Annotated in this window: 11 protein-coding genes; 7 read left to right on the top strand and 4 right to left on the bottom strand. The window is 42.0% G+C overall.

Features of this window, described 5'->3' with window-relative positions:
- Positions 1-155: 155 nt before the first annotated feature.
- Together H9631_RS04820 and H9631_RS04815 are read right to left on the bottom strand one after the other, a co-directional pair.
- Positions 156-590, bottom strand: coding sequence for a GNAT family N-acetyltransferase (locus H9631_RS04820; protein ID WP_191810446.1), 435 nt, complete (start codon positions 588-590; stop codon positions 156-158).
- A 301-nt stretch (positions 591-891) separates the two neighbouring features.
- Positions 892-1,884, bottom strand: coding sequence for a zinc-binding dehydrogenase (locus tag H9631_RS04815; RefSeq protein ID WP_191810444.1), 993 nt, complete (start codon positions 1,882-1,884; stop codon positions 892-894).
- 269 nt (positions 1,885-2,153) lie between these two features.
- Between H9631_RS04815 and H9631_RS04810 the strand changes: the two genes are divergently transcribed.
- Both H9631_RS04810 and H9631_RS04805 read left to right on the top strand, forming a co-directional pair.
- Positions 2,154-2,399, top strand: a complete 246-nt coding sequence (locus tag H9631_RS04810; RefSeq protein ID WP_191810442.1) for a hypothetical protein — start codon at positions 2,154-2,156, stop codon at positions 2,397-2,399.
- 362 nt (positions 2,400-2,761) lie between these two features.
- A complete protein-coding gene (locus H9631_RS04805) occupies positions 2,762-3,811 on the top strand; it encodes an acyl-CoA dehydrogenase family protein (protein ID WP_191810441.1) in 1,050 nt (349 codons plus the stop codon).
- An 80-nt stretch (positions 3,812-3,891) separates the two neighbouring features.
- On the opposite strand, the gene H9631_RS04800 is transcribed toward H9631_RS04805, so the two are convergent.
- Positions 3,892-5,007, bottom strand: coding sequence for an NAD(P)/FAD-dependent oxidoreductase (locus H9631_RS04800; RefSeq protein WP_191810439.1), 1,116 nt, complete (start codon positions 5,005-5,007; stop codon positions 3,892-3,894).
- Positions 5,008-5,414: 407 nt separating this feature from the next.
- A complete protein-coding gene (locus H9631_RS04795) occupies positions 5,415-6,857 on the bottom strand; it encodes a glutamate synthase-related protein (RefSeq protein WP_191810437.1) in 1,443 nt (480 codons plus the stop codon).
- Between the two features lie 136 nt (positions 6,858-6,993).
- Between H9631_RS04795 and H9631_RS04790 the strand changes: the two genes are divergently transcribed.
- From H9631_RS04790 to H9631_RS04770, 5 genes are all read left to right on the top strand, one after another.
- The gene (locus H9631_RS04790) at positions 6,994-7,728 is read left to right on the top strand and encodes a YqjF family protein (protein WP_191810436.1); all 735 of its coding nucleotides are present in this window, start codon (positions 6,994-6,996) and stop codon (positions 7,726-7,728) included.
- A gap of 284 nt (positions 7,729-8,012) precedes the next feature.
- Positions 8,013-9,533: a spore germination protein gene (locus tag H9631_RS04785; protein ID WP_191810473.1), complete on the top strand. Its 1,521-nt coding sequence runs from the start codon at positions 8,013-8,015 to the stop codon at positions 9,531-9,533.
- Between the two features lie 10 nt (positions 9,534-9,543).
- Entirely contained in the window at positions 9,544-10,737 is a 1,194-nt protein-coding gene (locus H9631_RS04780) for a Ger(x)C family spore germination protein (RefSeq protein WP_191810434.1), read from the top strand.
- A gap of 2 nt (positions 10,738-10,739) precedes the next feature.
- Entirely contained in the window at positions 10,740-10,961 is a 222-nt protein-coding gene (locus H9631_RS04775) for a hypothetical protein (protein WP_191810432.1), read from the top strand.
- A 22-nt stretch (positions 10,962-10,983) separates the two neighbouring features.
- Positions 10,984-12,087, top strand: a complete 1,104-nt coding sequence (locus H9631_RS04770) for a GerAB/ArcD/ProY family transporter (RefSeq protein WP_449727650.1) — start codon at positions 10,984-10,986, stop codon at positions 12,085-12,087.
- The last annotated feature ends 39 nt before the right edge of the window (positions 12,088-12,126 follow it).

The following is a 12,126-nucleotide window of genomic DNA, read 5'->3' as shown; positions in this document are numbered from 1 at the left end:
GAGGAACGCCTTTGGTTTTAGGAATTTCCTTCGGGCAAGGGCGAGAATACTGCTTTTACATAAGTATAAAAAAATTGAAAGTCATGTTGGGTAGAATGAGCTTCCACCTCACTCTACCCCAACATTTGACATAGAACCTTTTTATTATTAACATATTACATTAAACTTGCTTTGAATACATAACTCACTTTATCATAACCCATTTTTTCTTGGTAAAAACGGTGTGCCTCTGCGCGTTGAAGTCCCGAGGATAGTGCAATATTATCGTAGTGGCTTTCCTTCGCCCATTGCTGAACAAAAGAAAGGAGTTGTTCGCCGTATCCTTTTGAACGGTGATGGGTATCCGTAACTAAATCGCAAACCCAAATAAACCTCCCATAATAGAGAGTGGTCATTGGCTGGAAACCAATAACCGCAACCATATTTTCTTTATCAAAGAGGGCAAACATTTTGTAGCCTTCTTTATCGCGTGCCTCAATGACCAATTTAAGATAAGAGCTTTCATCCAAATGGGTCCGCAGTTGTTTCATCACGGGAAAGGCTGACGTAATTTCCTTTCGCGATTGAAGTTCTTTGATTGACGTACTCATATAAATGCTCCTTTTTCACTTTTGTCATACTGCTGGATAAATCTATCCACAAAATAACTGTATAAGAGATGATCCACATTAATAATGAGTAAGAACCAAGATAAAACGTATTTTATCCACAGATTTAGCATGGAGTTACCCACAATTTCTGTATAACTTTCCTGTGATTCCAAAATTAAAGGAAAAAGCGTTTTCTAACTGTGGATTACTAACATATAAACAAAGTAAAATAACAGACTAATCCACAAGAATATCCACAATTGGGAATAAAAAGGACAGAGCTGAGCTCTGTCTCCATCCATTAATCAATCAAAAATCCAACTTTTCCAAACTGCTCGGCCTCTTCCAAACGGTTGAAGGCTATTTCATATTTGCTTAACGGAAAAATGGCTTCGATTTCCGGTTTGATTTTATGTTTTTCCACAAACTCAATCATTTCCTTGAATTCTTCAGCGCTTCCCATGGTGGTGCCAAGCATGTTGTACTGTCCGTAGAAGAAGGTGCGAAGATCCAAGTTAATTTCATCCCCGGCTGAAGCGCCAAAAGTGACAATGGTTCCGCCAGGACGAAGCTGGCCAAGAGATTTACTGAAAGTAGCAGCTCCAACTGATTCAATCACTAAGTCTACTTTTTCGCCGCTTAGCTGTTCATTCCAGTCACCATCACTGTCGATTGCTTTATCGGCCCCAAGTTCAAGGGCACGCTGCCGCTTTTCTTCCGAACGTGAAGTAACATAAACAGTGGTTCCAACAGTTTTGGCGAATTTTAAAATAAAGGTGATGACGCCGCTTCCAACTCCAGGAAGAAGGATCGTCATATCGGGTGTAATTTTTCCTCTTGTAAACAATGCACGATAACCTGTAAGGGCAGCAAGTCCAAACACTCCAGCTTCTTCCCAAATCAGATGTTCTGGTCTTGGAATAGCATTTTCTGCTGGAATGACAATGTATTCAGCAAATGTACCATGGCCTGGAAGTCCGACAATATCAAATTCTTCAGGCGGGGCATCACTTTTTTCTCTCCAGCCCAATCCGGGATTAATGATCACTTCATCTCCGATATTGGCTGAGGTGACCCCTTTTCCGACAGCATCGATGATTCCTGCTCCGTCAGAGCCAATAACAAGTGGTGGATCCGTTAGTTTATGACGGTGAAGAACGAATAAATCTCTATGGTTCATCCCGGCTGTTTTTAACTTTACTCTTACTTCACCCTCGCCGGGCTGGCCAACTTCCATTTCTTTTAACGAGAGACCTGCCATTCCTGTCTTACCTTCATGAACAATCGCTTTCAACAAAATCCCCCCAGTTTGTATATATTCCAATCATTCTCATAGTCTATCATATGGAGCAAGATTCTGCGTCGGATAAATCAGATTTTTATATTTTTAGATTATTTTTGCAAATAAGAGGAGATTTTAGACGGAAGGGATAATCGGAGAACTCTTGAACTGGTATAATATACTTGAACATTTAAAAATGAATTTCCCGGATTTGTACTTTCAAGGACAAATGAAACTTTCATAAAGCCATTTCGTATTAAAAATAAACGGAGGTAATCGTGATGGAAAGAGATGAAGCTAGTTTGCAGTTGCTGAATGAGCTGAAAGAACTGAAAGCCAGAGAGGAAACAAATACTCAATTATTAAATGAGATAAAAGAAATGAGAACCAAGATGGAAAAGCTGGAACAGGACATCGAAGACATCAAGTTTTTTACGCCAAAACCGATTGTAACCCCTGCGATGATTGGACAAATCGGTGGCCTAATTTTAGGTGCGCTTGTCATAATCGGAATTTTTTGGCTGTAGAGGTGGAGGTACAGCGTGCAGTTAACTGTACGTTGTTTTATTTTTGTAGAGTAAGCAACTAAAAATCAGATGAAATATTTAGTCGAATTAAGTTTTCCTATGTTTAACTACGACGCCCAGGATGTGGCGGCCAGAGGCCATCGGCGTAAGGATCGAGTCACGCGGAAGTTTATTTAGGGAGAATGTGCTCCTGTGGCACAGCATATTCAAGGAAGGATATGTTCTCTTCGTTGCAAAGCTGTGGAGCATACTCAAAGAAGCTTTTCACGATGTAATTGAAATGAGCAGCTTTGCTGTGCTAACTGAGCAACTGCCTCATCAAAATTCGCCTTGCGCTTTTATGCAACTAGGAGGAAGAAATAATGTTCAGTGAAGCAATCATAAATAATATTAGAAGTTATGCAAAGGAAATGGATCAAACTAGGAATGTTCCAAAGGAACTAGTGGAATGGATGTTCAGAGAGAAGCTTTTTAAACTGTTTGTTCCCGAAGAATTAGGAGGAAGATTCCTTGATCTTCCTGCAGCACTTCGTATATTTGAGAAAATGTCCGAAATAGAGGGGAATTTGGGTTGGCTGACTGCAATTGGATCTGGAGGCGGAATGTTCGTCCCCTATATACAAAAAGAGCAGGCTGATAGATTGTTCGATGATGAGAATGCGGTTATTGCGGGGAGCGGGTATCCACAAGGAATGGCCAAAAAAGTTCAAGGTGGTTTTCTGGTTACTGGTGAATGGAAATATTGTAGCGGAGCAGAGTTTGCCTCTTTTTTTACAGCAAACAGCATAAAAGACGATGGCGAAGTGTCCAGTTTTATTTTCATGACGGAACAAGTGGAAATTCTCCATGATTGGCAGGCTTTTGGATTAAAAAGCACGGGTAGTCATACCATACGGGTGAAGGATGCTTTTGTACCAGAAGAAAGAACTTTCGATCTGACACGGAGACAAAATGAATATGATGGCTTCATACATACATTTCCATTTATTCCATTTTCCCAGGCTACCTTTACGTCGGTTTGTCTCGGAATTGCTACTCATTTTCAACAGGAAGCGGAAGCAATAGCCTCTCGCCGTTTTGCAGAAGGATCCAGTCATTTTGAAAAGGTCCTGATGGTTGTACAGGAAAAAGGGAAAGAGCTTGAAAAAGATAGGGATGATTTTTATAAGGAAGTAGATTTACTCTGGGCTGATCATTTAATCGGGAAGCCACTTACATTGGTTCAAGAGGATCATTTTAGTGAAACCTGTAAACAGGCAGTTCATCATGCCATTGGTCGGGCTGGAAGCATCATTCGCTGTCTTGGAATGGAAGCTATTATGGAAGATTCCGCTATCAATAAAATTTGGCGTGATTTAAATACGGCAGGGCAGCATGCGTTTATAACGCCTTATGCTGACAAACTTGCTTAAGGCTGAGCGAGGGATTCTAAGATTGGAATCCCTCGCTGTTTTTCAAACAAAGCTGCCTGCCCTGCAGGCCGCTGATGGCTTCATGTTAAAGCCCGCTCCACTTGATACAGGCTCAAGTCCATACCAGGTTTTTCCCCCAACGCCAACCGTGCAAGCTCTGCCCCTAGGTAAGGTCCTGCGGTTAATCCGGTTGCCCCCAACCCATTCCCAATGAGGATGTTTTCAAATCCAGGCAGTTCTCCGAGCACGGGAATCGATTCGGGTGTATAAGGCCTGAAGCCAACCCGCGTTTCCAACAGGCTGCTGTCTGCAAGACCAGGTGCAACTTCCAAGGCTTTTTCTAAAACTTCATGAATCCCGCCAGCTGTTGCGCGTAGATCGAAGTTAGTAAAGTTTTCATAGGTGGCACCGGCGACAATCCGGCCATCTTCAAATGGAACGATATATTGACTTCCTGGCGGTATAATCACTGGCCAATTTCCTGTTTGTGTATCAGGTAGCCTCATATGTACAATCTGTGCTTTTAAATCCTTCGAACGAAAGCTAATGCCAACGGACTGAAGCAAATCACTAATCCAGGCACCGACTGTTATTACTATTTTCTCTGCCTCAAAAAAATCGCTGCCAGCTTTAACACCTGTCACCTTTTTTCCTTCTGTCACAAGCTGTGCGTCACCGTATATGATCTGTGCCCCTAATCGCTCCGCTGAACGCAACAGCGCATCCCGCAACTCCCGGCCATTCACACGTGCCGCGCCGCTTACATACACAGAGCTGTAGCTTTGCTCTAAAGGGGGAAATAGGGTACGAGTTTCTTCGCTATCTAGAAGCCGGATCTCGCCTATTTCTGGGGCGTCCGCGAGTCTTTTTAAAGCTCTATCTTTCATTTCCATCAGCTTTTTCTGGTCCGTATGGAGGCTGATCGCTCCAACTCTCGCATATCCAGTTTCCGTTTCTCCGGCCTTTTCGAGTTCTGCAATTAAGCCGGGATAGAATGCGGCTCCTGTTTTTGCCAGCCTGTACCAATCTTTATTCCTTCTTTGCGAAAGCCAAGGACAAACAATACCCGCAGCGGCATCTGTTGCCTGTCCCTTATCTTTGCGGTCAATGATCGTAACATTCACTCCCGCTTTGGCCAAATGATAAGCAGTAGAGGCACCGAAAATCCCAGCGCCAACGACAATGAATCTTTCCATTAGATTACATCCCTTTTCCATGGTTGTCCTTATTCGAACTTTTAACTTCATTCAGCTTAAGTCTCCATTGGTATTCCATTCAGTGGGGGTGCAAACCCCGGCTGAGGCCATAGATTTTCAGAGGAAATTTATCGAGCGGAGCTCAATAGAATCTGGGCGACAATACGCAAATATGCTAGCTGATGTCAAAAGCCCGTCAAACGATGGCTCCTCAAATTATTAGAACACCATTTATAAGTTATCATAGCTCATTGAATAACGCCAAAACAGCCTATTAATTAAATGACGGTGGTATTACCAACTCGTATATAATCGTGAACAAATTGGTAATACCACCGCTGGTTTACTGGCTTTTATGAACAAATGATAATAAGAACTGGTTTTTTCTTGGATGTTATAAAATGCCATTAGCTTTCTTGATCTTTTTCGTTTCCTCTGATTCCGTTCTTCCCCTTTCCTGGAAATGGTTGAAATGTAAAGGGAATTCCAATCATTTTCGCTGTCATCTCATCATAGGAAACGAGATCTTTTCTGGATAATTCGCTCAAAGAGCTCTTTCCCATCGCTCTCAATGCCATTTTTATTTCTTCAGTACTAGAGGTGAGGAATTTTTCGGCGCCTCTTGTTCCTTCCTTAATGTCAAACTGGTCTTTAAACTTCCCTTGGTGCCAGACGACTTGTGTGGGCGGCTCGAAGGGAAGGGCTTTTGTAACCTGAGTATGCGCTAATGCAAAGAGAATAGCTGATCCCAGATAGACAGCATCAGCTCCAAGCGCCAGCACTTTTAAGAAATGACCGGGAACAAGAAGTCCACCTGAAACAATCAAGCTGACTTTCCCTTTCATTTTTCTTCTCCGCAAATGATTAGAAGCCCGAACAATGGCATGCAATGTCGGGATTCCGAAATCATCAGCTAAAATAGGTGCACCTGCGTGAGTGGATGCTTGACCACCATCAATGGCGATATAATCGACCCCCATTTCAAGCAAATGGTCGATATCTTCTTCGATCTTTCCTCCGGCTCCCATTTTGGCTCCAATTGGGACGCCTCCTGACAGGTCACGAAGTTCCTTAACTAATTCTTTTAAGTCCTTCAATGTCTGGTTTTCAAAGAAATGTTCATAAATAACGGCATCCTCACCTTCTTTTAAGCCCATGATCTCCCTGGCTTTTCCTGTCAGGTTTTTTGGCGAGAGTTTCGCTCCCATCCCCATCTTGGCTCCCTGACCGAGCTTGATTTCAATCATGTCTGCCCGTTTAATAAATTTTTCGTCCTTGGCCCACTCGGTTTTAGAAAACTGTAGAATATAGTTTCCAGCAGCATCCAACTCCTCATCTAAGATCCCGCCTTCTCCGGAATTAATGGCAGTGCCGGTATTATTTGCTGCACCTGCCAAAGCGATTCGGGCCTGTCGACTAAGACCTACACCATAGGCCATTCCACTAATCATAAATGGGATTTCAATTTTCATTGGCTTCTTTGCTTTGGGCCCGATTGTGACACTGACATCAACATCATCTTCGCTTGAGACCGGAAAAGGTGATGTTTGAACAGGTATAAATGTGATGCTATCCAAATGTGGCCATGTTTTTGATGAACCAAGCGGCCGATGAAGCAGATCTCCGCTTTCAGAGCGTAAATTATTTTCCAGCACATTTTGAATTCCCATATGCTTTAAGCCGGGAATGATTTCAATGATATTTTCCTGATAACTATCAGTAAAAATGATTTTGGTTGTGAGCTTGACAATCCTTTTCATGATCCAACGCCAACCAAATAATGCAAACAAAAAAACGATAAATAAGAAGACTGTGATTCCAAATGTAATATAGGACAAAACTTCCGCCATGGTTGTCCTCCAATCTCTTTTGTCTTGTCTTTATTGTTGCTCAGATAAAAAAAACTATGTCCCGACGTTGAAAAATTATGATAAGGGATAGAAGACAAGTAATAAGCACAAATTATAATTGAAAGGAGACGAGACCATGGACATATATAAAGAAGTTGAGCATCGATTGCTACCATTGCCTCCAAATAATTGGATCATGCGACAGACATGGCGCAATACATTATTTCTACATTGGCCTGTTCAGCCTGAGCAACTCCGCTCTTATATACCGTCTGTATTGGAAATTGATACATATGACGGATCTGCCTGGCTTGGAATTGTGGCATTTGAAATGGAAGGAATTTACTTCCGAGGCCTTTCTTTTTTTTCTGTGGTTGCTCCTTTTTCTGAAGTGAACGTTCGAACATATGTTAAACATAAGGGAAAGCCTGGTGTTTTTTTCATTTCTCTTGATGTAAATGACTGGGCTTCTTTGTTGATTGCAAAAAGATGGTACCGCCTTCCGTATCATTCGGCAGACATTTCCATACGACAGGAAGGCGAGGCTACTTTCTATGACTCTGTACGTAAAAACTTGCCTGTTCGCTTTGATGGAAGCTGTACACCAAAAGAAAATAAGTTTTTCCCGAGCGATGGCACACTCGATCATTTCCTTACAGAGAAATACTGTTTTTACACAACCCAAAATAAAAAAGATATTTTCCATGGAGACATTCATCATCTGCCTTGGCCTTTACAAAAGGCGGATGTTCAAATCCAAAGAAATACCCTTTTCTCACCTTTAAATCTAGATTTTTCAGAAGAACCGATTGTCCATTTTTCCAAAGGGGTCGATTCGCTTATGTGGAATGTGAAGAAATTGGAGTATTGAACATTTCCAGTTGATTAAAAGGTCAAAAAAAATTAACCAAATTAAAAAACCAACAATTATTTCTAGTCATTAGTGGGAAAAGCAGGCTAAACTTTCGTTTGCTTTTTCCGAAAGGCTCAAGCTGCCCTTGATTTTTTCTAACTTGAAGAATCTGGTGTTTTTTGAATAATTGGCTTCATGTGTAGAAAGATAAAAAAAAACTATAAACGGAGGGAACTGGCTTGATTCGGAATGTGCAGAGGCTACTGAAGAGAAACAGAAAAAAGCAAACAAATGATAAACCAATGCCTAAGCCGCAGGAGCCCCTTCGGAAAAGCTTCAATGAGAATGTTGAGGCTTTTCAATCTATTTATTACGAATGTTCAGATGTCATTTTCCGCGAGTTTCAGATTTTCGGCAGTGTGAGGGGAATGATTATTTATATTGAAGGTTTATCAGATTTGGAAATTCTAGATGAATGTGTTATTTACCCGCTTATCCAGAAAGATGTCGAAAAATTCCACCTGCCAAAGCTTGAGATCATTAAAAATACAATTGCGGTCTCGGGCATTAAACAGGTATCCCTTGTTTCCGACTGTATTGAGTCGATTTCGAATGGTTGTCCTATCTTATTGATTGAAACTGAAAATATCGCCCTATCTTTAGCATTGTCTAAGTATGAAGTCCGGAGTATTGAAGAACCGCAGTCAGAAAAGGTGATTAGAGGTCCGCGCGAAGGGTTCATTGAATCGCTTCAGGTAAATACAGCAATGGTGCGGCGCATAATAAAAAGTGCGGCACTAAAAATGAAACCAATTAATAAAGGTGAATATACGAAGACGGAGATTGTTCTTGCCTATATTGAAGGAGTAGCTAGTCCAAATTTAATAGAAGAATTGGAGGAAAGGCTGCAGCGAATAGAGGTCGGTAGTGTTCTGGAGAGTGGTTATATCGAAGAGTTGATTGAGGACAATCCATATTCGCCATTTCCGCAAGTTTTATCAACGGAGCGACCGGATGTGGTAGCTGCTCAATTGTTAGAAGGGCGTGCAGCGATTTTATTGGATGGTACACCATTTGCTTTAATTGCTCCCGTTTCATTTTTTTCCATGCTCCAAGCGCCTGATGATTATTATGAACGCTATATTTTCGGCACGGTTATCCGTTGGCTGCGGTATGTATTTATCGTTATTTCCTTGGTACTCCCGTCTCTTTTTGTAGCGATTACCACTTTCCATCAGGAAATGATTCCGGATCCGCTGCTTCTAAGTATTGCTGCCGCAAGAGAGAGTGTTCCGTATCCGGCCTTGGTAGAAGTGATTTTGATGGAATTGATGCTGGAAGCGCTGAGGGAAGCTGGGGTTCGGCTTCCCAATCAAATCGGTGCTGCTGTCAGCATTGTCGGTGCCCTTGTTATTGGACAGGCGGCTGTGCAGGCAGGACTTGTATCAGCTCCAATGGTTATAGTGGTATCCACGACGGGAATTGCTTCATTTTTGGTACCACGTTATATTATCGGTTATTCCATTCGTTTTCTTCGTTTTCCTCTTGTTATTCTTGCCGGGTTTTTGGGACTGCTTGGGATCATGTTGGGCGTCTTGGCGATTATTATTCATTTATGTACGTTAAGGTCCTTCGGAGAGCCCTATATGCAGCCGTTGGCACCCCTCAAAAAGCATGAATTGAAGGATGTACTTTGGAGATCGCCTTTTTGGATGATGGACACACGTCCTCATTTTGATGGAAGTACTAATGTATACAGACAGGCGCCCGGTCAAAAGCCTGGACTGGCTCGAAATGACGAGACGCAGAACGGAGGAAAGTGAGGGCTAAATAGTGCAGGAGGTATACAATTCTTTTATCAAAAAATCCATTATATTTATTATCCTTGTCGGAAGTATGCTAATCCTCACTGGTTGTTGGGACCGGATCGAAATAAATGATCTTGCTATTGTGACGGCTACGGGGATTGATAAAAGTGAAGATGGTCAAATAGAGCTTTCTCTTGAAATTTTTATTCCGAAGTCAATGGGGGGAGGCAGCGAGGGCGGTGGAAGCGTTACAAGCGGAGGTAAGCAAACGATGATTACTTACCATAAAGGAAGGAATGTAGCGGAAGCCCTCTCGAAGCTTCAGGCTGAATTATCCCGTAAAGTCTTTTGGGGATCCTGTAAAATATTTATTTTTGGTGAGGATGTAGCCAAGGACGGAATACAAGATCATGTTGATTTTCTCCTACGGCATCCAGAGCCGCGGGAGAGAGCTTACATGTTTGTTGGCCAGGGAAATGCTAAAAGAATCCTGGATACGAAGGCTACCCTTGAACGTTATTCAGCGGACGCCCTTCGGAAGCTCTCCAAAGGAGAGCATGGTATGAATGTAACACTTCAGGATCTTGATGAAATGTTAACTTCGAAAGACCAAAATGTTGTTTTGCCTTACTTGGATGTTATAAAGCACAGTAGTGATGGAGATAAGAATCAAGATGTTATTTTTGATGGTACTGTTTTTTTCGAAAAAGATCGAATGGTAGGAGTAATTTCTGAATCAACAACGCGGGGGCTGCTGTGGCTGAAGGAAAAGTTGAAGGACTATACCATTACCTTTGAGCCAGGGGAAGGCAATGGAAAAATGTCTATTTTCCTAGTCAACAACCAAGTGAAGCTCATACCCAAAATTCAAAATGGGACGTGGAAGATGATTGTAGACATTAATACGGAAGGAAGCCTTATTCAGAATGGAACAGATTTAGATTTGGATAATCCGGAATCAGAGCGGAAAGTTAAGAAGGCTTATGGAGATAAAGTAGAAGAGCGGATTCGCCAAGTGATAGCTGACGCGAAAGAATATAAATTAGATGTACTGGATTACGGCAAAGAATTTCATCGGAAATATCCGCAGGAATGGAAGCAGGTGGAAAACAGGTGGGAAGAAGTGTTTCCGGAAGTTCAGACCGAAATCCACATCAAGACCAATATTCGCAGACAGGGATATATTAATGGTCCGATTAAATCACGGGGAGAAGAATGACAATGGAGTGGAAACAATTCTTCAGTACAGCAGCAGTTGCTGCAGTCATTGTTATTTTACAATGGCCAAGGATGAAGGACAGTTCCAAAAGGGATAAAGGAACATTTATCGTTTTAATTTTGCTAGGTCTTGCACTATCCTTATTCAATTTGGAGTATTTAAAAGGTCCTGCTGATTTGGAGCAAGCTATATTTCGTCCGATCAGCCGGTTGGTAGGGAGGTAGTCTCACCCAGCATGGAAAGGAAGTGGGAATCTTGGAAAGAGGGAAAATATCAGCTTTGCAAATGGCTATGTTATTGTATCCTGCTGTTCTTGCTACTGCCATTCTTTCCATGCCAAGCCTAACAGCTCAATCTGCGGGTCGGGATATGTGGATGTCTCCCATCTTTGCTTCTATAACGGGTTTTTTAGCCGTTTATTTGGCAGGAAGCCTTCATAATATGTACCCAGGGAAAAGTGTTATCCAAATCACTGAAGCTGTCGTTGGAAAAATGCCGGGAAAGGTGATTGGTTTCTTCTTCTTTTTTTTCTACTTAGATCTTTCCGGATTGAGTATCAGATCATATAGTGATTTTATTGTGACTTCTTTTCTGTTCACGACTCCTCAAACAGTTGTCATTTCATCAATGGTATTACTCTGTGCTTTATGTGTATATAGTGGGTTGGAAGTGATGGCGAGGGTAGGACAGTTGCTTTTTCCCCTATTCGTTCTGCCGATTCTAATTGCCATAATATTTTTAGTGCCAGACCTTCAACCAAAAAATATGCTGCCCGTTTTGGAGAACGGATGGCTTCCTCCCCTCAAGGGTGCCATTCCGCCCAGCGGGTGGTTTTCGGAGTTTTTTATCATTGCGTTCCTTCTCCCTTATTTATCAGATGTGAAAAAAGGAATGAAATATGGATTGACGGTAGTTTTGGGAGTCATGATCTCACTGGTAATTGTCAACTTTATGGTTCTCTTTGTCTTGGGTGAATCAACAGCAAATAAACTTTATCCGTTGATGAACGTTGGTCGATATTCGCGCGCAGGTTTTTTTGAAAACATGGAGGCAGTCATTATGGCAGTATGGATCGTAGGTGCCTTTGTAAAAACCTCCCTCTTTTATTACATTTGCTCTTTGGTGATTGCCCAATGGCTGAATCTTTCCGATCATAGACCAGTTGTCTGGCCGCTCGGAATATTGATTGTACAATTTTCCTTTTGGGCAACGCCTAGTACGATGGCCATCAGCCGATTCGACTTTTTGACCTTCCCCTATTATTCAGCTACTATTCAACTGCTTCTGCCACTGCTGCTTCTGCTTATAGCCTTTGTTCGGAAAAGAAAGAAAAAGAAAAGCGCTGTCTGAAATGAGCGCTTTTCCAATTTGGACGGATTTTAAGGCGCG

It is taken from the genome of Bacillus norwichensis (assembly GCF_014836955.1).
Lineage (GTDB): Bacteria > Bacillota > Bacilli > Bacillales > Bacillaceae_C > Siminovitchia > Siminovitchia norwichensis.
This window is presented reverse-complemented; position numbering and strand designations above follow the sequence as displayed.

Coding starts and splice junctions, on each gene's coding strand:
- H9631_RS04820 (WP_191810446.1), bottom strand. CDS start 590: ATGAGTACGTCAATCAAAGAACTTCAATCGCGAAAGGAAATTACGTCA.
- H9631_RS04810 (WP_191810442.1), top strand. CDS start 2,154: ATGGAAAGAGATGAAGCTAGTTTGCAGTTGCTGAATGAGCTGAAAGAA.
- H9631_RS04805 (WP_191810441.1), top strand. CDS start 2,762: ATGTTCAGTGAAGCAATCATAAATAATATTAGAAGTTATGCAAAGGAA.
- H9631_RS04800 (WP_191810439.1), bottom strand. CDS start 5,007: ATGGAAAGATTCATTGTCGTTGGCGCTGGGATTTTCGGTGCCTCTACT.
- H9631_RS04795 (WP_191810437.1), bottom strand. CDS start 6,857: ATGGCGGAAGTTTTGTCCTATATTACATTTGGAATCACAGTCTTCTTA.
- H9631_RS04790 (WP_191810436.1), top strand. CDS start 6,994: ATGGACATATATAAAGAAGTTGAGCATCGATTGCTACCATTGCCTCCA.
- H9631_RS04785 (WP_191810473.1), top strand. CDS start 8,013: ATGCCTAAGCCGCAGGAGCCCCTTCGGAAAAGCTTCAATGAGAATGTT.
- H9631_RS04775 (WP_191810432.1), top strand. CDS start 10,740: ATGGAGTGGAAACAATTCTTCAGTACAGCAGCAGTTGCTGCAGTCATT.